Here is a 23625-nt window from a genome sequence, read left to right on the forward strand (position 1 = left end):
TTATTATGACAACAACAGAAGAAAAAGTTGATAAAATCATGAAGCTTTTAAAAGAAAAAGGATATAAATATACAGATAAAAGAAAGTCTATGGTAAAGTTGTTAGTAACTGAAGATAGATATATAAATGCAAAGTTTGTTTCGGAAACCTTAGGAAAGGTTTATCCAGGGTTAAGTTTTGATACGATATACCGTAACCTAAGTACTTATGAAGAACTAGGAATTTTAGAAACTACAGAGATAAAGGGTGAAAAATATTTTAAAATAGGATGTTTAGAAGAAGATCATCACCATCATCATCACATTTGCTTAGGGTGTGGTAAAGCAAAAATTATCCATATTCATGTCTGTGATAATCTACAAATTGATGAATTAAAAGGATATAGGATTGATGGTCACAAATTTGAAGTATATGGACTGTGCCCTAAATGCTTAGAAAAAGAGGAAAATAAATAATGTTTGAGGGTATATTGCCGATTTATAAGCAACGTGGAGTAACTAGTCATGATGTTGTTTTCAAAGCAAGAAAAATCCTGAAAATGAAAAAAATAGGCCATGCAGGTACGTTAGATCCAGAAGTAGATGGAGTGTTACTACTTTTATTAGGAGGAGCGACTAAAGTTAGTGATTACGCTATGGATTTGGGTAAAAGCTATCGTGCGGAAGTATGTTTAGGTATTAAAACAACCACTGAAGATTTGACCGGAGAAGTCTTAGAAGAATGTAACGTTAGTGATATAGATATAAATAAAATAAAAGATGTTTTACAAACCTTGATAGGAGAAATTGAACAAACTCCACCAATTTACTCAGCTGTAAAGGTGAAAGGTAAAAAACTTTATGAATACGCACGCGCAGGAAAGTTTGATGTAGAAATTCCGTCAAGAAAAGTTAATATCTATGATGTTGAGTTTATTGAGGGTAGTGATTATTATAAAGATAATAAATTCTATTTTTCTATTAATATCTCTTGTGGGAAAGGAACTTATGTCAGAACTATAGCTACTGATATTGGTAAAAAATTGAATTTACCGAGTACAATGAGTAAGCTAACAAGGACTCGTAGTGGGAAAATAGAATTAGATAATTGTTTAACACTTTCAGAAGTAGAACAATTACTTGAAAAAAATAAGCTAGAAGAAAAGTTATTAAAAAAAGAATATGCCTTAGAGGAATATCAGTTTGTAGAAATTCCTAAATTTAGGGCGCAACAAGTTATGAATGGACTTAGATTTAGAAAAAATCAATTCCCAGACTATGATTTTACAGATGGAATAGTATTCACATATGAAAACGAGGCCATAGCTATTTATTATCTGAAAAATTCAGATGATGAATTATTATATGTGAAAACTACATTTCCAAAAATAATAGAGTAGGTAAATAAGAAATGAAAATTTTTAATATTTCTGATTACAATATAATAGAAAAAAGTAATAAAAAGAGGGTAGCCGCATTGGGCTTTTTTGATGGGGTTCATAAAGCTCATCAAAAGATAATTTCTGAAATGGTATCAGAAGCCAGAGAAGGATATGTACCAACGGTAATTACACTAGATAAAAGTCCAAAAGAATATTTTGCAAAATCTAAAGAAGAATCTTTAACACCATTAAAAAAGAAATCTAAAATTTTTGAAGAACTAGGTGTAGAGGAAGTTTATTATTTGGAATTTAATGAACAATTACAAAATTTAGAAGCAATAGAATTTATTGATAAAATTTTAAAAAAATTAAAGGTTGAAAAGGTCTTTTTCGGGTATGACTATAAATATGGTGTAAAAGGTTCGGGTACGCCAGAAATGATTCTAGATTCTGGAATAAAGGTTAGTATTCACGAAAAGGAAGAGATAGAGCATCATAAGATATCAACAACAACTTTAAAAAACTTTGTCATAAATAATGACTTTGTTTCATATATTAAATTTTCAGGTAGAGCATATTCTATTGTTGGTACAGTAATAAAGGGTAAACAATTAGGTAGAACAATTAATTTTCCAACAGCTAATCTAGATTTAACAGAAAATTATTTATTACCGAAAACGAATGGAGTTTATCTGACTAAAACTATGGTTGGTAAAAAAATATATAAATCATTAACAAATATAGGATATAATCCAACTGTATCAGGCATTAAAGATAAAAAATCTATAGAGACTCATATTTTAGATTTTGATGAAGATATTTATGGAGAAAAAATAGAAGTATATTTTTATGAGTTTCTCCGACCTGAAAAAAAATTTGATAGTTTTAATCATTTAAAAAAACAACTGCAAATAGATAAGGATGTTTGTGAAAAAAAGATATTTTAAAATTTTTCCACTTGAAATTAATAAAAAAATAGTGTACAATAACTAAAGTTCCTTATTCGTGGTCTAGAAACACTCCAGATTCTATACTAGGATTAAGGGGAAAATAAAATTATATGGAGGAAATTGCAATGGCAGCAATTAGTCAAGAAAGAAAACAAGAAATTATCGCTAAATTCCGTACTCATGAATCAGATACTGGTTCTCCAGAAGTACAAATCGCAGTATTAACTGCAGAAATTGATGCTTTAACTGAGCACTTAAACACTCATAAAAAAGATCACGCAGGTCGTCGTGGATTACTTAAAAAAGTTTTCCGTCGTCGTCACTTACTAGACTATTTAATTAAAAAAGATATCCAAAGATACCGTGAATTAATTAAAGAGCTAGGATTAAGAAGATAATTTTTTTATAGATTGGAGAGGTTTAGAAACTTCTCCAATTTCTTTAGAAAAGTATTGACATAATATAGAAATGTTGATATACTATTAAGGTACTTTCATTAAGTACTAATTAAATAATGTCTCAGTAGCTCAGCAGGATAGAGCAACGGCCTTCTAAGCCGTCGGTCAGGGGTTCGAATCCCTTCTGGGACGTCTGAAAAAGCAGGGTAGTTTATCCTGCTTTTTTTTATGTGAAAAATAAACATCAAAATAAAAAAAGATGAGGGATTAGACAATACTCATCTTTACTTCAATAACTTTATTCACTTCTGGGATTTTTTCTTTTATGGTTTTTTCTATAGCAAATTTTAGAGTGATTTGTGAAAGTTCACAATGTGCACATTCTCCTAAAAATCTTATTTTTAAAATACCATCTTTATAATTAATAAACTCAATATTACCACCATCTGCTATTAATTTAGGTCTAATTTTTTCTAGTTCTAATTGGATTTTATCCACCGTATCATAATATTTTTTATCCAAAATATAAACACCTCGCTACACCTAATTATACTTGTAAATTTTAAAAAAATCAACTTATTAAATAAATTAATAAAAAGTAAGCAAGTTACTATTCTTTTATTATAAAAATGAGTATAATAATATATAGAAAATAAAATAAAGAGGGAAAATTCTATGACAAATACAGGAGAACAATTAATTATAATAACAGATGTAGCTGTATCTAAATTTCAAGAAATGTTATTTGATGCCGACAAGCGTGATAGTTACTTGAAAATTTCTATAGCTTTAGAAGGCACGCAAATGCATTATGCTATTGATATCAAAGACGAATTAGAAGAAGGAGATAAAGTCTATAACTTTGGGGAACTAAAAGTTCTTGTAAATGAAGAAGACGAACTACTTTTAAAAGGTCTTGAAATTGATTATGTACAGGATGAATTTGGAAGTGAGTTTACGCTTCACAATCCTAATATGATAGAAATATATGATGATGAAGAAGGCGGTTGCTGTGGAAGTGGTTGCTGTTGCTAATAACAAATAATAAAAAGGAGAAAAGTATACTATGAAAAATGTAGTAATTTTAGGTGCTGGTTATGCAGGACTAACGACATTAAAAGGATTAAAAAAAGCTGCAAAAGCTGGAGAGGTAAAAGTAACATTAGTTAATAAAAACTCATATCATTATGATACTGTTAACTTACATGAAGTTTCTGCTGGGAATATTCCATCACGTGATATTTGCATTGATATTAAAGATGTAGTAACACCAGGTGTTAATTTTGTTCAAGATGAAGTGATTAAAATTGATACTGAGAAAAAATTAGTATTAACTAAAAAACATGAAATTGATTATGATGTATTAGTAATCGGATTAGGATTCCAACCAGAAACATTTGGTATTGAAGGAATGGCGGAAAATGCTATGCCAATAGCAGATGTATTAGCAGCAGAAAAAATTGCAACTACGTTAGAAGATAACTTCAGAAAATATGCAACTAGTGAAGAGAAAGATGTTAAAGATATCTCTGTTATCGTAGGTGGTACAGGTCTTGCTGGTATGGAATTCTTAGGCGAATTAGTACATCGTAAAAAAGAATTATGTTCTAAATATGGAATTGATGAAAAATTAGTAAAAATCTATGGATTAGATGCAGCTCCAACGTTACTTCCAATGTTCACTAAAGAATATAGCGATTATGCTAGAAAATATTTAGAAGATAATGGAATTGAAATTATTTTAGGTGCAGGAATTAAAGGTGCCACTGCAGATAGCTTTATTATCGAAGTTGATGGAGAAAGAAAAGAACTGAAAGCTAGTACATTAGTGTGGACTGCAGGAGTTCGTGGTAATAAACTTATGGACGAAACTTTCCCAGAATTATCAAAACGTGGCCGTTTAGTAACAACTCAACAATTAACTGTTCCTGGTATGGAAGATATTTATATTGTGGGTGACTGTGCTGCATTTATTGAAACAGGTCAAGAAAGACCATATCCAACTACAGCGCAAATCGCTAACCAGATGGGAGCTTATGTAGGTGCTCGTATTAGTGGAAAACAAGTTGGGGATTTCAAATATGTTAATCGTGGAGTTGTATGTTCTTTAGGACATAAAGATGGTATTGCAGATGTTATGGGTGGAAAAAAATCTAAAGGATTTAAAGCTGCTAAATTGAAAAAAATCATTGAAGCAAAAGCTATTTATGAATTAACTGATTTTGTAACAGCGCTAAAAAATCAACGTATTCTTTAATTTTATCAAAATAAAAAACTCAACTTTTGTTGGGTTTTTTATTTTTTAGCTTAAATAATTAATTATAAAATGCAGTTTCCTGACAATAATAAATTTTGTCTTTAATAAGTTTTATAGTATGCGTAATTGAAAAATAGTTATAAATATGGTAAGATATAGTGTAGGGAAAATTTAACCAAATAAAGTTATGAGGAAACATTATGATATATAAAATAGCGAATACACAAGAAGAATATGAACAAATTTTCAAATTAAATTATGAAACATTTGTTGATGAGATTCCTCAGCACAAAAAAAATGAAACTAAGAAATTAAAAGATAAATTTCATGATAAAAACATTTATATAATAGCTAAAAAAGATAATGAAGTAGTAGGAATGATTTCATTATCTGATACACGTCCGTTTTCTCTGGATCAAAAATTAAATAATATAGATAAATATTACAATGGAGAATATAGAAAACCTGTTGAAATTAGATTGTTATCAATAAAACATCAGTATAGAAAAACAAAAGTATTTACAGAATTAATACAAAGAACGTTTAATTATATTATTCAAAATTCATATGATATTGTTTTTATTTCGGGAACAGTTAGACAAAAAAAATTATATAATCATATAGGGTTTGTTCAATTTCATGAAAATGTAGGTACAAAAGATGCAGAATATATGCCGATGTATTTAGATTTAACCGCTGAAAACAAAATTCTTAATAGGCTTGCAGTAGCTCAACGTATAAATTTTTTGCCAGGCCCAGTAGATTTGTTAGATGATGTTGTTGCGAAATTATCTAAGAAACTTTATTCACATAGAAGTAACGAGTTTGTCACATTGACAAAAGATACTTTATCTAAGTTAGAAAGAATTCTTGATGTTGAGTGTGCAACAATACTTCACGGTTCAGCAACTTTAGCTAATGAAGCTATCATGGCTCAGCTTAAGGGACGTGAACTTTACAATGGGTTGGTTCTTGCAAATGGAGAATTCGGAAGTAGACTGATACGTGAAAGTAAACGCCATGGGTTAAATATAGATGATTATACCGTAGGTTTTGGAGAGAGTTTTGATTTAGAATTATTAGATAGAAAGTTATCTGAGGACAATTATGACTTTGTCTATTTAGTTCATAATGAAACTAGTGCTGGAATTTTAAATAATTTACAAAGAATTACAGAAATTGTGAAAGAAAAACATAATAAAGTTTTAGCTGTTGATGCTGTATCAGCAGTAGGAGCAGTAAAGTATAGTTATAGAAATGTAGATTACGTTGCGTGTTCATCAGGAAAAGCATTTTGTTCTGTAGCAGGACTTGCTATAGTAGGTTCAAATTGCGAGTTGGTTCCATTAGAAAATACGCCATTATATTTAGATTTACATTATGCTAACAAGATGGTATCTATACCATTTACACAGCCATCAATTTTAATGGAAGCTCTAAATACAGCTTTAGACTCTTTTGAAACTGATGAAAGATATGAAAAAGTCCAAAGTAAGTATACTTATATGAAAGAAGGATTAAAAGCTTTAGGACTTCCAATTATGAAAATTAAAGATAGTGAAGTGTCACCGGTCATAATAACTGTTGAACTTCCTGAAAGTATTTCTTCGCTTAATGTAGGAGCATCTCTTGCGATAAATAATATATTTATTCATTATAAGAGTTCATACTTATTAGAAAGAAATATAATTCAGTTCTCATTTATAAATATAAACACAACTAAAAAAGAAATAGATTATACACTAAGTATATTAAAAGAAATGATAGGAGAGAATTAATGCCAGTATTTAAAGTATTTTATCAAGAAAATTCAAAAGAAATTCCAGTAAGGGAGAATACACAAGTATTATTTGTAGAAGCTGATGGTGTTCCTGAGGTTAGAAAATACTTGGATGACAGAGATTATAATATAGAGCTTGTTCAAGAATTAAGTGACGCATATTTAGAATTTGAAAAACAAGTGGAAGATTTTAAAGTGGAGAAAGTTAATGGATAAAATCATTAAAAAAAATGAAGTAGGTGTAGCTGCCATTGGTGGATTAGGCGAAATAGGGAAGAACACTTACGCTATTCAATATCGTGATGAAATAATTATTATTGATGCAGGGGTAAAGTTTCCTGGAGATAATATTTTAGGAATTGATTATGTAATTCCTGATTATTCGTATATTGAAAAAAATATATCTAAAATAAAAGCCTTAGTGATAACGCATGGGCATGAAGATCATATTGGCGGATTGCCATTTTTACTAAGAAAAGTGAATTTACCTATTTATGGCGGACCACTTGCTATTGGGTTAATAAGATCAAAATTAGAAGAACATAATTTATTGGCAAGAGCCGAATTAAATGTTATTGATGAAGATACTATTTTAGAGTTTAAATATTTAAAAGTGTCATTTCATAATACAACGCATTCTATTCCAGATTCTTTTGGGGTTATAGTTAATACACCACAAGGAAATATTGTTCATACAGGAGATTTCAAATTTGACTTTACTCCAGTGGGACAAGGTACAAACTTACATAAAATGGCGGCGATTGGGGCTGAAGGTGTACTATGTTTACTTTCAGACTCAACTAACTCCGAAAGAGGAGAGTTTACTCAAAGCGAAAAAGAAGTAGGAAAAACAATTTCTAATATATTACGTAAAGAAAAACACCGTGTAATATTTGCTACATTTGCTTCTAACGTTTATCGTGTAAAACAGGTAGTTGAAGCATGTATAGAACATGGAAGAAAAATTGTTGTTTTTGGTCGCTCAATGGAGAAAGCTATCAAAATTGGTACAGAATTAGGATATATTAAAGCTCCAAAAGATACTTTTGTTAATAGTAAATATTTAAATCAAGTTGATCCAAATAAATTGCTTATTTTATGTACAGGAACTCAAGGAGAAGAACTTGCAGCCCTTAGTAGAATTGCTAATGGTACGCATAAAAAGATTACTATTATGCCTACAGATACGGTAATTTTTGCAAGTTCTGCTATTCCTGGAAATACCTTATCTATTAATAAAAATATAGATTTACTATCAAAACTTGGGGCAAATGTAATTACATCTAGTGTAAATAATGTTCATACATCAGGGCATGGATCAAAAGAAGAACAGAAGTTAATGTTTAGATTGATTAAACCTAAATACTTTATGCCTATTCATGGTGAGTATCGTATGCAAGTTATTCATGCTCAAACTGCCGCAGAATGTGATATTCCTCTAGAAAATTCATTTATTATGGAAAATGGAGAGGTCCTAGCGTTAACAAGCGATAGTGCTCGTATTGCTGGAAGATTTGAGGCATCAGATGTATATGTGGATGGACTTGGAATTGGAGACATAGGAAGTGTAGTTATAAAAGATAGAAAAGAGCTTTCAGAAGAGGGTGTCATTGTTGTATCTGTAGCTTTAGATTTTAAAAATAAAAAATTACTCAATAATCCAGATATAATAAGCCGTGGTTTTGTTAATATTAATGAATCTATGGAGTTGTTTGGTGCGTGTAAAGGTGTAGTTAAAGATGCAGTATTAAACACACTTTCTGATGAAGAAATAGGGGTATATCAAGTGCGTCACCAAATAGTAGAGAAATTAGGACAATTTTTAGAACAAGAGATTGGAAGAAAGCCTGTGATACTGCCTACTATATTGGAGGTATAAATATGAAATATAGAAGTGTATTTGATATTATAGGACCAATAATGGTTGGTCCATCAAGTTCACATACAGCTGGAGCTGTTAGAATAGGATTACTTACTAGATATATATTTGGATATCAACCTGAAAAAATAAAGATTACTTTATATGGTTCTTTTAAAGAAACATATAAAGGACATGGAACAGATATAGCATTAATAGGGGGACTATTAGGGTATAATACCTCAGATAAACGTATAAGAACTAGTTTAGAAGATGCCAAAGAAGCAGGGATAGATTTTGAATTTATAGAAAGTGAAGTTGAGCATATTCATCCAAATACTGCTAAATTAGAAGTGGAAGCAGGTAGACATAGTTTGGACTTAGTTGGGAAATCAATTGGTGGAGGGAAGATGATTATTTTTGAATTATTAGGATTCGATGTAAATCTTTCTGGAGATTTTCCTAATTACTTTATTTTTTATAAGTTTAGTGAAAGCAATAAAGTGCAACTACTATTAGAGGTAGAAACTATATTTGGTAATAATAAAGTAAGTACTAATTTTTCTGATTCAATATTAGAGGGGGAAAATCTTTTAGTAGTTGAGACTCTAGAAAAAATTAGTGAGGAGCAGTTAGAAAAAATTACTAACTTAGAATATGTTAATGAAGTAAAATTTGCAGATAAATTATAGGGGAACCGTTATGTTTACAAGTTTAGAAGATATAGTGGAAAAATCAAAACATGAAAAGAAACCTGTTTCGGAGCTTATGATTGAACAAGAAGTGGAGTTGAATGGAGTTAGTCGTTCTGCTGTGGAAAAATTAATGAAACGCAACTTATCAGTAATGATGCAAGCCGTAGAAGAGGGCCTAGCAGGGGTAAGTTCAAAGACAGGACTTACTGGAGGAGATGCTAAAAAATTACAAAATTATATAGAAAGTGGCCAATCAATTACTGGTGGTGATTTTTTGACAGGAGTTGCGGCAGCTATAGCAACTAATGAAGTTAATGCTTCACTAGGATTAATTTGCGCAACACCTACAGCAGGGTCAGCAGGGGTTTTACCTGGATGCGTTCATGCATTAAAACAAAAGTTTAATATAGATGAAGAAACACAACTCAGAATGTTATTTACAGCAGGGGCTTTTGGTTTTGTTGTAGCCAATAATGCATCTTGTTCGGGAGCAGAAGGTGGATGTCAAGCTGAAATAGGTTCAGCTAGTGCAATGGCTGCAGCCGCGATAGTAGAGGCTATGGGTGGTGATGCAGAAACAAGTGCGCATGCTTTCGCAATTGCTTTAAAAAATATGTTAGGTCTTGTTTGTGATCCTGTAGCAGGATTAGTTGAAGTTCCCTGTGTAAAACGTAATGCTGCAGGAGCATCTATAGCAATGATGGCAGCAGATATGGCACTTGCAGGTATTAAGAGTCGTATACCTGCAGATGAAGTATTAGAAGCCATGTATAAGATTGGTTTAGAAATGTCGACAACACTAAAAGAAACTGCCAAAGGTGGGTTGGCGATTACAAAAACTGGAGAAAAATATAGGAGTTTATTATTCGGTAATGATTAATATATTGGAAAAGTCAGTAGAAACTATAAAAGGTGTGGGAAAAAAATATCTACAAACATTGAATGAATTGGATATATATACTATTCGTGATGTCTTGTATAATATTCCTTACAGAGTGTCTAGTTCTACTGATTTTTCTATATCTGTGAAAGATAATGAAAAAGTAGTAGCAACTGGGAAAGTAGAAACGCGTGTAAGTACACAGTTTTATGGAAAGAAAAGAAGCCGTTCATTTTTTTCATTGTTAACGGCAACAGGTAGTATAAAAATAGTATTTTTTAATCAACATTACCTTAAAAAAAATCTTTTAGAGGGACGTGATTTAGTTGTTAAGGGGACGTATAACAGAGCTAATAATACTATAACAGCTTCTAGTATTTCCTTTGGAAAAGAAGAAAAAAAGGACAATAACGATAAAATTGAGGTTTTCTATCATTTAAAACAAGGAATAACTCAAAAACGATTTGTAAAACTTGTAGAAGAAGCATTTAATATGATTGATGAAGAAAATGTTATTTTAGATTTAGTTCCTGAAAACTTTAAAGGAATTTGGAAATTAGAAAAAATCTTATACACGCTTCACTTTCCAAAAGATATTGAGCAGTTTGATAAAGCCCGTAAGATGTATGCTTTCCATGAGTTATTTAATTATCAGCTGAAATTACAGTTGCAAAGTATAAATAGAAGGATAGAAGATAAAAAATATAGTATTTATATTAATGATAATGAAATTAATACGTTTAAAAAGCAACTGCCATTTAATTTAACAAATGCACAGAATAGGGTAATAGATGAAATTATTGCAGACTTAAGTACACCTTATAAAATGGATAGGTTACTTCAAGGAGATGTAGGAAGTGGGAAAACAGCTGTAGCAGCGGCTACTTTGTATGGAGTTATAAAATCTGGCTATCAAGCAGCTATTATGGCGCCGACAGAAATCCTTGCTAATCAGCATTTTGAAACATTTTTCGAGTTTTTTAGAGAATTGAATATATCTATAGCGCTTCTTACTAGTAATACACCTAAAAAAGAACGTAATAAAATTTTAAGTTTACTTGAAGTAGGAGAAGTAGAATTATTAATTGGGACACATTCTTTAATTCAAGAAGATGTCAAATTTAAGAATTTAAAATACGTAATTACAGATGAACAGCATCGTTTTGGTGTTAGGCAACGTAAAATTTTAAATAATAAAGGAGAGGCAGTAAATTCATTGATGATGACAGCAACGCCAATCCCGCGTAGTCTAGCAATAACATTAATTACTGATATAAAAGTATCAACAATAGATGAGCTTCCAGCAGGACGTAAAAAAGTCCAGACATATAAAGCAAATAATAAAAGTTTTTATAAAGTCTTGGATAATATTAAGATGGAACTTGAAAATGGAAAACAAGGTTATGTTGTATGTCCATTGATAGAAGAATCGGAAAAAATAGATCTTCAAAATGTGGAAGATACATATGAGAAGATAAGAGGCTATCTATCAGATTCTTATAAAATAGCCATTTTACATGGGAAAATGACTAATAAAGAAAAAGATGAAATAGTAGAAAAGTTCTTAAATAAAGAGATACATATTTTAATTTCAACGACCGTAATAGAAGTAGGAGTGAATGTTCCTAATGCAACATTTATGATTATAGTAGATGCGCATAGATTTGGACTTGCGACACTTCATCAACTTAGAGGACGTGTAGGAAGAAGTAAGTTTCAATCGTATTGTATCTTGATAACTGATTCAAAAAGTGAGAGAATAGATATTATGTGTTTGGAAAATGATGGATTTAAAATTGCAGAATTTGATCTTAAACAACGTGGCCCTGGTGACTTTTTTGGTACGAAGCAAAGTGGTGTTCCAAGTTTTAAAGTTGCAGATTTAATTAATGATGTAGATCTTATGTATTTAGCTAAAAAATTAGCTTTAAAAATTATAGAGGTAACAGATAGTAAAGAGCGTTTGTTAGAGTATATAGGTTTAAAGGAAACAACAATGTAGGAGGAATAAATGAGTAAGAAGTGGAAAAATAGATTAATGAATATTCTTATTGCGGTATTATTGCTTACTTCGGTGGTACTTATTTTTAAAAATCAAATAAGAGAGTATTTAACAGGAAATGCTAATAATAAAATAATAACTGCATATAGAAATGGTAAAGGAGAGGTAGATATACCTTGGTGGCAAAAATTATTTACTGATAATGCATCTAAAATAAAATTAACTGATTCAATGTTAGGAATTTTAAAAATTGATTCTGTAAATATAGAAGAGCCAATATTTCAAGATGTAACGGAAATAAACTTAATTAATGGTGTTGCAACGGCACAAGAGCCATCAACACTAGATGCTCAAAATGTTGTTATAGCTGGACACAGTGTCCAAGGAGTAGGTATAAGATTTAATAATCTTAATAAAATAAAAATGGGTGACAAAGTTCAGGTTATTTCAAAGGATAAGTTGCGTACATATGAGGTAAGTAAACTATATGATGTGGCTGCAACACAGGTAGAAATACTAGAGCAACATAAAGATCAACCTAAAAAACTTACATTATTCACTTGCGATAATTATAATCCTAAAACAGGAGAATGGGAAAGTAGATTTGTTGTAGAAGCTAAATTAGTAGGAGAAGAGAGTGCATAATATTATGAAAATAGGAATAGATATTTTAGGGATAGATAACCCAGAAAGAATTATTAACTTTGTAAATAACTATAAAGACAGCGAAGCAGAATTATATGTTTATGGATTGGAAGAAACATTAATAAAAGTAACAAAAACTGAAAATATTGTAAAAAATGTTTGTACAGAAGAAGTATATATGTCAGATGATCCGGCGCGAGTTCATAGAAAGAAAAAAGATGCGTCTATGATTAGAATGTTAGATGATTTAAACAATCAAATAATAGATGTAGCTATTTCTGGAGGAAGTACAGGTGCATTTATGGCAAGTTCAGTATTTATGATTGGTCGTATCGAGGGTATTTCAAAACCAGGCTTAGCTTCTCTACTACCAACAAGGTCAGATCATAAGTTTTTATTAACAGATCTTGGGGCGAATGTTGAGGCAAAACCGGACGATCTACTTAATTATGCAAAACTTGGTCAATTGTATATGAAGTACATTTATAATATAGAAACACCGAGCGTAGCATTGTTGAATGTAGGTGTTGAAGAAAGTAAAGGTAACAAAGTTTATAAGGATGCACATAAGCTTATGAAGGCCGAAGTAGCAAACTTTAAGGGGAATATAGAAGGTCGAGAAATATTAGAGCATCAATTTGATATAGTAGTGGCTGAAGGCTTTGCAGGAAATGTTTTATTAAAAACTATAGAAGGAGTTGCGAAGTCATTAGGAAAAATGATAAAAGGAATTTTCTTACAGAACTTAAAAACTAAAATAGGGGCATTATTAGTAAAAAAAGGTATTAATGCATTTAGGAAAAAATTTGATTACAGTGAATATGGTGGAGCATTTTTACTTGGAATAAAGAAACCTACAATAAAAGTTCATGGTGCTGCCGATGAAAATGCACTATATTATGCTGTTCAACAAGCAAAACAAATACACAAAACAAAACTTTATGATATAATGATAGAAACAATGGAAAAAGGAGAATAAAAAATGGCAATTTTAGAAGAAGTAAAAGAAATAATTACAAGATATGTAAAAATCGAACCAGAAAAAATCACATTAGAATCAAAACTTAATGAGGATTTAGATGCTGATTCAATTGATATCGCTGATGTAGTAATGGATATTGAAGAAAAATACGGATTTGAATTTTCTGATGAAGATGCAGAAAATATTGTTGCTATTAAAGATTTAGTAAGAGTAATAGAAGAAAGAAAATAATTTAAATTAAAAATTATATAAAGAATTTAGTTTTGTATTATCTAAAACTAGATTCTTTTTTTTAACATTTATACTTTTTACATAATACTGATTTCTTGATTTTTTTAAATGAAAGAATTAAAATTAATATGTTAAATTATGAGAAATCATAAGTAATCATAAATTATGGAAAAAGGAGAATATAAATGAAAAATTTTTTTGGAGAAAAATATAGTAGGTTTGCTATTAGAAAATTTACTATAGGAGTTATTTCGGCTACTCTTGGAATGTTTGTATTAGGAAATATAGAAATTAATAATAATTATGCTAAAGCTGAAGATAAATTAAATATACATTATAGATATGTTAGTGATGATGAATTAACACAAAAAGAAAAAGAATTAATAGTAAAAGAGCTTCCTAAAGTTGCAGAATCAAATGAAGAAATTTATTATTTAGTCTATAAACCTTCACAAGAAACGAAGATAAGTACTTTGCCTAATACAGGAATATATACTGGAGTAAATGGTATTTTACTTGCTGGAGTAGTAGGTATGTTAATAATAGCTGTTACTCGAGGAAAAAATAAAAAGTATAAAATATTATCGGTAATGTTGGTTACAAGTTTAGGAGTAAATACTTTACAAATCCCTGTTATAGCAGTGGATAGCTCAAAATTATCAATATATAATACAGATTTTAGTGTATTTAAGAATGGAAAATTACCGAATCCAATAGAAATTCCTGGGTATAATTATGTAGGATTTGTAAAAAATGAATATAGTAATTTTAAAATAAATAAAAATGATAAAGAATTAGAAGATATAAGAAACAGTAATTCTGGTGAAAGTTCAAAAAATAGGAATATAATTAAACCAGAGTATGTAGGAAAACAATCAGGAGCAGTAGTAAAATCTGAAAAAGAAGAAAAAACAGAATATACAGGAGAACAATCAGGGGCAATAGTAGAACCAGAGAAATTAGAGAAACTAGAATATACAGGGGTACAATCAGGAGCAATAGTAGAACCAGAGAAATTAGAGAAACCAGAATATACAGGAGAACAATCAGGGGCAATAGTAGAACCAGAGAAATTAGAGAAACCAGAATATACAGGGGTACAATCGGGAGCGATAGTAGAGCCAGAGAAATTAGAAAGACCAGAATATACAGGGGTACAATCAGGAGCAATAGTAGAACCAGAGAAGTTAGAAAAACCAGAATATACTGGAAAGATTGAACCATTAAAACCTGAAACAGATAAATTACCAAAAGAAAATATTATGGAAAAGAATGCTAGTGCAATGCTTAATATGAGATTTATATCAAACAATATAGAAAATTCAGGTGTAGGTTCAGCAACTTTTATATCGCCTAATGTACTCTTATCAGTAGCGCATAACTTTATTACTAGTTCTAAAGATAATATGACAGGGGAGCTAATAGGATCTGAAAAAGAAAATATTTATGAGTGGATAACACCAGATGGGAAAAAAGGAACGTTTAGTGCAAAAGATATTCATTTTTATAATAAAAAAGAGTATCCTAAAGGATATATTAATGATTTAGCTGTGATAAAACTACCAAATGTTAATAATAACCAGTATGTTAGTTTGACTTCAAATTATAATAAAGTTAATGTTGGGGATAAATTAAATGTTTATGGTTATCCTAAAGGAAAATATACTCATCTTAAAGATGTGTCAGTAGAGTTAGAACAACAATATGCAAAAAATACATATGGTGTACAGTATCAAGGTGGGGCACCAGGTATGAGTGGAGGAGGAATACTTAATGATAAAGGAGAAGTGATAGGTATTCACCAAAATGGGGGACAAAATCGCTCAGGTGGATTAATTCTATCTCCAAATCAATTAGAATGGATTAAAAGCATTATTGAAGGTAAGGAGATAACTCCAAAATATGATGAGATAGAACGCCCCAAAGAAGATAAAAAAGAAGAAAAATATCAAAATTAAGAGCACTCTTAACTTCATATTAAATAATTAGAGAATGTAGAAAAAACAAGAAATATTCATTTTAATACTAGTAGAAAATGAATATTTCTTGTTTTATTTTTAATAATTAACATAACCTATGTTAACAAGTTTCGCCACCTCAAGAAGAACCAGCTCCAGCTGTACAACCGTAGCAATGCATACCTGTTCTAATTCTACGAACACCAATATGTTCTTTGGTAAGTTGGCTAACATGCTGTATTTCTCCAGAAACGTTTAGTTTTTCAATTAAATTAAAATCACAATCATAAAGAGAGCCGTCTGGACCAATAGAAATCATATTACGACACATAAGTCCAGGTAATGTAGCTGGATTATATGCTCGAAAAAGTTTATTCATATAGTCTGCATATAAATCCTCACGATGTAAAAATTCAGAAAAACGCCCAATAGGGTTATTTGTAATTGCAAATAAGTTATTAAATACAATTCCAAAGTTATCAAAAAGTTTTTTCTTATAAGTTTTTTCTAGAGCTTCTTGTTTTGGTGGTAAATATGCTCCATTTGGATTGTAGACTAAATTAATAACTAAATCTTCTTCTTTACCATAACCAAGTTCATTTAGACGTTGTAATACCTCTATAGATTTAGGGAAAACTCCTTTACCACGTTGTCTAGTAACAACTTTTTCATTATAGTAGGGGAGAGATGCGATAACTTGGACTTTTAAATCACGATATAATTCAGGAATATCACTATATGCGGGTACAGCTAAAATAACTAAGTTTGTTCTAACCATAACTGTTTTTGCGTATTTTGAAATTTCTTTTAAAAACCATCTAAAGTTAGGATTCATTTCAGGAGCTCCGCCTGTTATATCCATAATTTTATAGTTACCAACTTTGAATGCTTCAATAATTTGTTCGAAAGTCTCACGAACCATATTATTTTTCCTGTGAGGCCCACCATCTACGTGACAGTGACTACAAGTTATATTGCATAAACTCCCGACATTTATTTGCATTGTATCAGGATATTCTTCGGCAAGTAAGTATTGTTTGTCTTCTACCATATCGAAGAATTTAGGAATGTTTAACTCTGACATAATAGTTCCTAGTTAGTAAGTTTGTCAGAAAGCTCTTTACTTTGAAGACCGTGTACTAAAGTAATTCCTGCTTTCATAGCTGCTGCAACATGAATAGCCTCAGCGATTTGATCTTGATCACAACCTTCACTTAAACAAGTACTAGTGTAGGCGTCTATGCAGTAAGGACAAGCTTCAGAATGTGCAACAGCAAGAGCTATAAGAGCTTTTTCACGTGATGTTAATTCACCTTCTGCCATTACATTACCGTAATAATTCATAAAGTTTTTCCAATGTTCAGCAGCATCTTCACCGAATTTACCTTCTCCAAACTCTATTAAATGTTTCTTTTTAAAATAATCAGCCATATTTATTCTCTCCTTTAAAAAATATATAATTTCATTATAAATCAGAATAGAAAAATAATCAAAGAAATGACAAATTATACATAAAATAAAAAAAATTTCTTCTCAATTAAATCGGAGAAAATCTTTTATTAAAACTTACCTTATATCACGATACATCTTGGCGATTTCTTCTACAGGTACACCACGACGGTACATTTTTTGATATTTTTGCATTTGCCACATAGTTTTTTTTACATGCCCTTTATAGCGACGTGTAGAGGTTGTCACAGAAGAATCGATAACTGTAATTTTATATCCATTAGCGCTTAAATCTTCTGAAATTCGATAATCTTCCATAATTGGCATATCTTTATATCCTCCAACTTTTTTAAAAGCTTCTCTAGAAAGAAACAATGCTTGATCCCCAAAAGCTAGGTTAGTAATACTTGCGCGCATATTAGAAACAATAGAATTAACACGCATAGGAAAACTATTTGGATAAAATTTAATCTTTAAACAACCAACCTCAGTAGGACAATCGATAACTTTTTGTATAACATCTTTTTGAAGAACACTATCGGCGTGAACAAACCAAAGTATATCACCGTGAGAAATTTCCGCCCCAAAGTTCATCTGATTTGCACGCCCTTTCTTGGTAGAAATATAGTATGAATATCCAAAATGAGAGAGTTCTTCTAATATGTCTAAAGTTTTATCTTGGCTACCACCATCTACAAAAATAACTTCATGTTCTTTAATATTACGTAAGCAATATAGATTATAAATAAAATCTCGAATAATTGTTTCTTCATTGTAAATAGGAACTATAATAGAAATCATAAAATTCCTCCATAAAATAATAATTAACGTATATATTATAGCATATATCTAGTTATAAAAAAATAAAATCTCCATAATAAATGTTTTTAAAATAATATTGACAAATAACTGTATCTATTGTATAATCACAGTAGATACAAGAGAGGTGGGAAGATGAATATAAAAATTTCTAATTTATCATCAATGCCAATCTATCAACAAATTGCAAGTGGAATAAGAAATAAGATTTTATTGGATGAGCTTAGTTCCAATACACAACTTCCTTCAATTCGAACATTGTCTAAAGAACTAGAAGTAGGGATTATAACTATAAAAAAAGCTTATGAAGTGTTGTTACAGGAAAATCTTATTTATTCAAAAGGAGCAGTAGGATATTTTGTAAATGAGATAAATACAAAGGAAATACGGGAGATTAAAAAAAGAAAATATTCTAAAGAAATAGAGAAGATAGTTGAAAAAGCACTTGATGATGGTTTAACAAAGATAGATATAAATGAAATTATGGAGATAGTATTGGGGGAGAGAAACTATGGTACTAAAGATAACTAATTTAAAGGTGCAAAAAGGGAATTTTAAACTAGGGGTTATTGATTATACTTTCAAAGAAGGCTATGTTTATGCAATAACAGGAAATAGTGGCAGTGGGAAAACACTATTTTTGCAAAGTATTTTAGGAAGTATAGATATAAAAAAAGAAATGATTTTATATAATAACTTAAATTTTTATGAAAATGAAGTAGAGATAAAAGCAAAGTATTCCTATGTAGCCGATAACCCTTTATTTTCAGATAAATTAAGTGTGGAAACTATCATAAGTAAAATTTCAAAATTAGATTCTAGGTTTAATAAACAGAGTTGTTATGAATATTTAAAAAAATATAATATTTATAAATATAAAAAAATTTATGAATTATCTCAAGGAGAAAAAAAGATTTTACTGTTTGGTATAGGCATTTTTACTAACTCACAGGTTTTAGTTTTAGATAACCCATTAGCAGGAGTAGGATTGATAGCTAAAAAAGAGATGCTTTCACTGATCCGAGAGTATATGGATGAAAATAGGATTACAATTATAGTTACCGAAGAACCTAGTGTGATTCAAAATTTAGCAGATTATATACTTGTACTAGAAAACGGGCAACTAGTTATAGATGCCGATATAGTAGAATTACAAGATAGCTATAATAATGAAAATATTGAAAAGATTTTAATTTCAATATTAAAAGGAGTTGGGAGAAATGAATAAAGTAGAATATAAAACAAAATGGGGAGCTTTATTAAATATTATCTCGAATAGAAATTATTCAACACCACAAATTTATAAAATTTTCTATTTTGGGTATTATTTTTTAACAATAATAATAACACTTATCATATTATTGAATAAAAATTATGTAATATTAGCAATTTTATCTGCAATAGTATTTGTAGTAAATGGGAGAAAATATGAGGATAGAGAAAGGCTTATAACAGAATATTTGCCAATTCCATTTAAGGAAAGAGTAAGACAAATATATTTAACAACATATATATTTCTAATACCTTCAATGGTCATAGACTTTATATTTCACTATATTTATTATAAAGTAAATATTATAGAGTATATATACGTATTATTGATAGTGATAATAATATCAAATTTAGCTATTATTCAAATGATATTAACTAAACGTTCATTTTGGAATTTTATAGCAATGGATGTACTAATATATGCATTAGCTATTAAAATAATATCAATAATATTAAATGGATTATACTTAACAACATTTGATAATGCAAAATTTAATTTAGTAAAAATATTAATGTTGGTGGTATTAGCAGTAATATTTCAAATATTTAGTACACAATTCATAGTAGATTTAAGAAGAAAAGAAACTATAAGTAGGAGCTACAAATTAATATTTATAGTTGCCATAACATTAGCATTGGTACTACAATTATATCAAGGTATATATTGGGGTAGAAGATAATGATAATAAAAGCAGAGTAAGATATTTTGAATGAAGAGGAATATCATTATTCTGCTTTTTAACTCATAATGGACTGAGTTAGTTGGAAAATAAAAAAGAGTACTTCCACGAAGAAATACTCTTTAAATTAAATTCTTATTTGAATTCAGCTGTATTAACACGAACTCCAGGTCCCATAGTTGTAGTAACAGCTACAGATTTGAAGTAAGTACCTTTAGCAGCAGCTGGTTTAGCTTTAGCTAAAGCTTCTTGAACAGCTTTGAAGTTTTCTACTAAATCTTCAGTAGAGAATGAAACTTTACCGATTGGAGTGTGAACAACACCAGCTTTTTCAGCACGGTATTCAACTTTACCAGCTTTGATTTCATTAACTGCTTTTGTAACGTCCATAGTTACTGTACCAGTTTTAGGGTTTGGCATTAATCCTTTAGGTCCTAATACACGACCGATTTTACCAACTTCTCCCATCATATCTGGAGTAGCAACGATTACGTCAAAATCAAACCAACCTTGTTGGATTTTAGTGATATATTCACCTTGTCCTACGTAGTCAGCTCCTGCTGCTTCAGCTTCAGCTGCTTTATCACCTTTAGCAAATACTAACACTTTAGCAGTTTTACCAGTTCCTTTTGGAAGTACAACAGCTCCACGAACTTGTTGGTCGTTTTTACGAGTGTCAACTCCTAAACGGAATGCAACTTCTACAGTTGCGTCAAATTTTACTGTGCTTGTTTTTTTAGCTAATTCGATTGCTTCTACTACAGAGTATAGACTAGAAGAATCTACTAATTTAGCTGCTTCAAGATATTTTTTACCTTTTTTTGCCATTATAATTATCCTCCTATTCTCCTATTAAGATACCCATACTTCTTGCAGTACCCTCAATCATACGCATAGCTGCTTCTAGAGAAGCTGCGTTTAAGTCAGCCATTTTAAGTTCAGCAATTTCTTGAACTTGAGCTTTTGAAACTGTAGCAACTTTGTCACGGTTAGGGACAGCAGATGCTTTTTCAATTTTAGCTGCTTTTTTAAGTAATACTGGAGCAGGTGGTGTTTTAGTAATGAAAGTAAATGAACGGTCTTCATATACTGAAATTACCACTGGGATAATTAATCCTGCTTGGTCTTGTGTACGTGCATTGAATTCTTTACAGAATCCCATGATGTTTACACCAGCTTGACCTAACGCTGGACCAACTGGTGGAGCTGGGTTAGCTTTACCTGCTGGTACTTGTAATTTAACTACTTTTATAATTTTTTTAGCCACGATAAAACCTCCTAATATATTTTTTCGTGATGTGGTCATTTGAACGTTGTATAAATTTACGTTCTCCCACTCAATCAAGTTTTGTATTTTTACATACCTGAATATGATAACATACCAACAATTATATTGCAAGTATTTTGTTGATATTTTTGTGAAAAATATTTAATTTTAATTCAGAACTATTAATTAATATATTATGTGATTAATAACACAGAAATAAGTTTTGAAAGTTTGTCTTGTATTGACTTTTTAGTGTCAGTAGTGTAGAATTATATTTATGGTGTATTAACCGTTTTATTGAGTATAGTTTTAAATAAAATAATTTAGTATATCATAAGAAATTTTTTCAATAGAAAGAGGTTGCAAAATGATTTATGGAATAATCAGTGTTGCAGCTTTACTTGTTGGACTTTTATTTGGATATATTATTTCAAAAAATTCGATTCAAAAAAGATTAGAATTATCTAAACAAGATGCAGAACATATTATTGGTGAAGCGAAAAAAGAAGCAAGATATATAGTAGAAAAAGAAACTACTATTGCAAAAAAAGAAGCTGAAGAGATAATTAATATTGCAAACAAAGAAGTAGAATTTAAAAAGCAAGATATTCAAAGACAAGAAGATAGAATTCTTCAAAAAGAATCTTCATTAGAACGTCAAACAGAACTTTTAAACAAAAAAGATGAATTGCTAAGTTCTAGAGAGATGAAATTGGAAGAAAAGTCTCAATTACTTGATGAAAAAAGTAATGAGGTTGGTCAACTTAAGATTCAACAAGAAACAGAGTTGCAAAGAATTGCAAACTTAACAGAAGAACAAGCTCGTGAAGAGATTATGGCTACAGTGGAAGCTGATATGGCCAAAGATATGGCAATCTATATTAGAAATAAAGAGTTAGAAGCAAAAAGTACAGCGGATAAACGCGCTAAGGAACTTATTGTTCAGTCATTACAACGTTTTGCTACAGATGTTGTTAGTGAGACAACAGTATCAGTAGTAGATCTTCCAAGTGATGACATGAAAGGACGTATTATCGGGCGTGAGGGAAGAAATATCCGTACTTTAGAAACTTTAACTGGGGTAGATTTAATTATCGATGATACCCCAGAAGCAGTTATATTATCAGGATATGATCCAATTCGTCGAGAAGTGGCTAAATCAGCTATTAAATCACTTATTGATGATGGACGTATTCATCCTTCTAAAATTGAAGAAGCTGTAGATAAAGCAAAAAGAAATATTGATCAAGTAATTCGTGATGCAGGAGAGCAAGCTACATTTGATTTAGGTATTCATAATATGCATCCTGATTTAGTAAAAATAGTAGGTAAGTTGAAATATAGAACAAGTTATGGACAAAATGGACTTCAACACTCAATGGAAGTAGCTTATATTTCTGGGCTTATTGCTGCTGAATTGGACTTAGATGTTGCATTAGCTCGACGTGCAGGACTGCTTCATGATATTGGTAAAGCGCTTGATCATGAAGTTGAAGGTTCACACGTAGAAATTGGTGTTGCGTTAGCACTTAAATATAAGGAAAATGCAGTTGTAGTCAATGCAATTGCTTCGCACCATGGAGATACTGAACCAACTAACCCTATTTCGGTTATAGTTGCCACTGCAGATGCACTTTCAGCATCTCGTCCAGGAGCAAGAAGAGAGTCATTAGAACATTATATTAAACGTCTACAAAAACTTGAGGAAATTGCAAATGAACATAAAGGTGTTGAGAAAACATTTGCTATTCAAGCCGGTCGCGAGATTCGTGTAATTGTAAATCCTCAAGAAGTTGACGATACAAAAACTTATAAAATTGCCAAAGAAGTAAAAAATAAAATCGAAGAAACGATGCAATATCCGGGTAATATTAAAGTCAATGTTATTCGTGAAGTAAGAGCTGTTAAGCTAGCAAGATAAAAATAAAAAAGTGGTTGATTAAAATTCAATCACTTTTTTATTTTTATTATTTTAATAATTATATATATAGTAATGGTTAGAATTTAAAAATCTAATAAATCATAAATATATGTAAAATTTTATTTATAAAGAATTAAAGATATTGTTATATAAATAATATTGAATTATTAGCAATAGGATAATATTTGTAAATGTTTTTTCATAATCCGTATAGAATAAAG

Annotated in this window: 26 protein-coding genes and 1 tRNA gene; 21 read left to right on the plus strand and 6 right to left on the minus strand. The window is 30.2% G+C overall.

The window, feature by feature from the left end; translation table 11 throughout:
* The first annotated feature begins 5 nt into the window (after positions 1-5).
* The 5 genes from O3802_RS01520 to O3802_RS01540 all read left to right on the plus strand — a co-directional run bounded on the left by O3802_RS01520 (position 6) and on the right by O3802_RS01540 (position 2900).
* Entirely contained in the window at positions 6-455 is a 450-nt protein-coding gene (locus O3802_RS01520; protein WP_371457996.1) for a Fur family transcriptional regulator, read from the plus strand.
* Positions 455-1378, plus strand: a complete 924-nt coding sequence (truB, locus tag O3802_RS01525; RefSeq protein WP_371457997.1) for a tRNA pseudouridine(55) synthase TruB — start codon at positions 455-457, stop codon at positions 1376-1378. The genes O3802_RS01520 and truB overlap by 1 nt, the downstream gene beginning before the upstream one ends.
* 11 nt (positions 1379-1389) lie before the next feature.
* Positions 1390-2307: a riboflavin biosynthesis protein RibF gene (ribF, locus tag O3802_RS01530; RefSeq protein WP_371457998.1), complete on the plus strand. Its 918-nt coding sequence runs from the start codon at positions 1390-1392 to the stop codon at positions 2305-2307.
* 128 nt (positions 2308-2435) lie between these two features.
* A complete protein-coding gene (gene rpsO, locus O3802_RS01535; RefSeq protein WP_371457999.1) occupies positions 2436-2708 on the plus strand; it encodes a 30S ribosomal protein S15 in 273 nt (90 codons plus the stop codon).
* Positions 2709-2826: 118 nt separating this feature from the next.
* Positions 2827-2900, plus strand: a tRNA-Arg gene (locus tag O3802_RS01540).
* A gap of 75 nt (positions 2901-2975) precedes the next feature.
* Here O3802_RS01540 and O3802_RS01545 read toward each other — a convergent pair.
* Positions 2976-3230, minus strand: a complete 255-nt coding sequence (locus tag O3802_RS01545; RefSeq protein ID WP_276686000.1) for a NifU family protein — start codon at positions 3228-3230, stop codon at positions 2976-2978.
* Positions 3231-3383: 153 nt separating this feature from the next.
* Here O3802_RS01545 and O3802_RS01550 point away from each other — a divergent pair, with 153 nt between their 5' ends.
* The 12 genes from O3802_RS01550 to O3802_RS01605 all read left to right on the plus strand — a co-directional run bounded on the left by O3802_RS01550 (position 3384) and on the right by O3802_RS01605 (position 15996).
* Complete coding sequence (locus O3802_RS01550; protein WP_371458000.1) at positions 3384-3743, plus strand: HesB/IscA family protein; 360 nt, start codon at positions 3384-3386, stop codon at positions 3741-3743.
* Between the two features lie 31 nt (positions 3744-3774).
* Complete coding sequence (locus tag O3802_RS01555; protein WP_371458001.1) at positions 3775-4965, plus strand: NAD(P)/FAD-dependent oxidoreductase; 1191 nt, start codon at positions 3775-3777, stop codon at positions 4963-4965.
* Between the two features lie 200 nt (positions 4966-5165).
* On the plus strand, positions 5166-6743 hold the full coding sequence (locus O3802_RS01560; RefSeq protein ID WP_371458002.1) for an aminotransferase class V-fold PLP-dependent enzyme: 1578 nt from the start codon (positions 5166-5168) through the stop codon (positions 6741-6743).
* Positions 6743-6961 (plus strand): DNA-dependent RNA polymerase subunit epsilon, encoded by a 219-nt coding sequence (locus tag O3802_RS01565; RefSeq protein WP_371458003.1) that lies wholly within the window; start codon positions 6743-6745, stop codon positions 6959-6961. The genes O3802_RS01560 and O3802_RS01565 overlap by 1 nt, the downstream gene beginning before the upstream one ends.
* Positions 6954-8624: a ribonuclease J1 gene (rnjA, locus tag O3802_RS01570; RefSeq protein WP_371458004.1), complete on the plus strand. Its 1671-nt coding sequence runs from the start codon at positions 6954-6956 to the stop codon at positions 8622-8624. Before O3802_RS01565 ends, rnjA begins: the two co-directional genes overlap by 8 nt.
* Positions 8625-8626: 2 nt before the next feature.
* Entirely contained in the window at positions 8627-9295 is a 669-nt protein-coding gene (gene sdaAB / locus O3802_RS01575; protein WP_371458005.1) for an L-serine ammonia-lyase, iron-sulfur-dependent subunit beta, read from the plus strand.
* A 10-nt stretch (positions 9296-9305) separates the two neighbouring features.
* Positions 9306-10178 carry an L-serine ammonia-lyase, iron-sulfur-dependent, subunit alpha gene (gene sdaAA / locus O3802_RS01580; protein ID WP_371458006.1) on the plus strand — a complete coding sequence of 291 codons (873 nt, stop codon included), beginning with the start codon at positions 9306-9308 and terminating at the stop codon, positions 10176-10178.
* On the plus strand, positions 10171-12180 hold the full coding sequence (recG, locus tag O3802_RS01585; protein WP_371458007.1) for an ATP-dependent DNA helicase RecG: 2010 nt from the start codon (positions 10171-10173) through the stop codon (positions 12178-12180). The genes sdaAA and recG overlap by 8 nt, the downstream gene beginning before the upstream one ends.
* Positions 12181-12189: 9 nt before the next feature.
* Positions 12190-12825: a class A sortase gene (locus tag O3802_RS01590; protein ID WP_371458008.1), complete on the plus strand. Its 636-nt coding sequence runs from the start codon at positions 12190-12192 to the stop codon at positions 12823-12825.
* On the plus strand, positions 12818-13804 hold the full coding sequence (gene plsX / locus O3802_RS01595; protein ID WP_371458009.1) for a phosphate acyltransferase PlsX: 987 nt from the start codon (positions 12818-12820) through the stop codon (positions 13802-13804). Before O3802_RS01590 ends, plsX begins: the two co-directional genes overlap by 8 nt.
* 3 nt (positions 13805-13807) lie before the next feature.
* On the plus strand, positions 13808-14038 hold the full coding sequence (locus O3802_RS01600; RefSeq protein WP_276685849.1) for an acyl carrier protein: 231 nt from the start codon (positions 13808-13810) through the stop codon (positions 14036-14038).
* Positions 14039-14223: 185 nt separating this feature from the next.
* Positions 14224-15996: a trypsin-like peptidase domain-containing protein gene (locus O3802_RS01605; RefSeq protein WP_371458010.1), complete on the plus strand. Its 1773-nt coding sequence runs from the start codon at positions 14224-14226 to the stop codon at positions 15994-15996.
* A gap of 139 nt (positions 15997-16135) precedes the next feature.
* Here the strand turns inward: O3802_RS01605 and arsS are convergent, their stop codons facing one another.
* The 3 genes from arsS to O3802_RS01620 form a co-directional block, all read right to left on the minus strand.
* Positions 16136-17080, minus strand: coding sequence for an arsenosugar biosynthesis radical SAM (seleno)protein ArsS (arsS, locus tag O3802_RS01610; RefSeq protein WP_276685851.1), 945 nt, complete (start codon positions 17078-17080; stop codon positions 16136-16138).
* Between the two features lie 8 nt (positions 17081-17088).
* Positions 17089-17427 carry an arsenosugar biosynthesis-associated peroxidase-like protein gene (locus O3802_RS01615; protein ID WP_276685852.1) on the minus strand — a complete coding sequence of 113 codons (339 nt, stop codon included), beginning with the start codon at positions 17425-17427 and terminating at the stop codon, positions 17089-17091.
* Positions 17428-17562: 135 nt separating this feature from the next.
* A complete protein-coding gene (locus O3802_RS01620; protein WP_371458011.1) occupies positions 17563-18246 on the minus strand; it encodes a TIGR04283 family arsenosugar biosynthesis glycosyltransferase in 684 nt (227 codons plus the stop codon).
* A 153-nt stretch (positions 18247-18399) separates the two neighbouring features.
* Between O3802_RS01620 and O3802_RS01625 the strand changes: the two genes are divergently transcribed.
* From O3802_RS01625 to O3802_RS01635, 3 genes are read left to right on the plus strand one after another with little or no spacing between them, the layout of a single operon-like run.
* Positions 18400-18795 (plus strand): GntR family transcriptional regulator, encoded by a 396-nt coding sequence (locus tag O3802_RS01625; protein ID WP_371458012.1) that lies wholly within the window; start codon positions 18400-18402, stop codon positions 18793-18795.
* Positions 18776-19492: an ATP-binding cassette domain-containing protein gene (locus O3802_RS01630; RefSeq protein ID WP_371458013.1), complete on the plus strand. Its 717-nt coding sequence runs from the start codon at positions 18776-18778 to the stop codon at positions 19490-19492. The genes O3802_RS01625 and O3802_RS01630 overlap by 20 nt, the downstream gene beginning before the upstream one ends.
* Entirely contained in the window at positions 19485-20216 is a 732-nt protein-coding gene (locus O3802_RS01635) for a hypothetical protein (protein WP_371458014.1), read from the plus strand. The genes O3802_RS01630 and O3802_RS01635 overlap by 8 nt, the downstream gene beginning before the upstream one ends.
* 135 nt (positions 20217-20351) lie before the next feature.
* Here the strand turns inward: O3802_RS01635 and rplA are convergent, their stop codons facing one another.
* A complete protein-coding gene (rplA, locus tag O3802_RS01640; protein WP_004632247.1) occupies positions 20352-21044 on the minus strand; it encodes a 50S ribosomal protein L1 in 693 nt (230 codons plus the stop codon).
* 13 nt (positions 21045-21057) lie between these two features.
* Positions 21058-21483 (minus strand): 50S ribosomal protein L11, encoded by a 426-nt coding sequence (gene rplK / locus O3802_RS01645; RefSeq protein WP_281665332.1) that lies wholly within the window; start codon positions 21481-21483, stop codon positions 21058-21060.
* Positions 21484-21850: 367 nt separating this feature from the next.
* On the opposite strand from rplK, the gene rny reads away from it, so the two are divergent.
* Positions 21851-23404, plus strand: a complete 1554-nt coding sequence (rny, locus tag O3802_RS01650) for a ribonuclease Y (protein ID WP_371458015.1) — start codon at positions 21851-21853, stop codon at positions 23402-23404.
* The last annotated feature ends 221 nt before the right edge of the window (positions 23405-23625 follow it).

The sequence above is a fragment of the Gemella sp. 27098_8_92 genome (assembly GCF_041433685.1).
GTDB lineage: Bacteria > Bacillota > Bacilli > Staphylococcales > Gemellaceae > Gemella.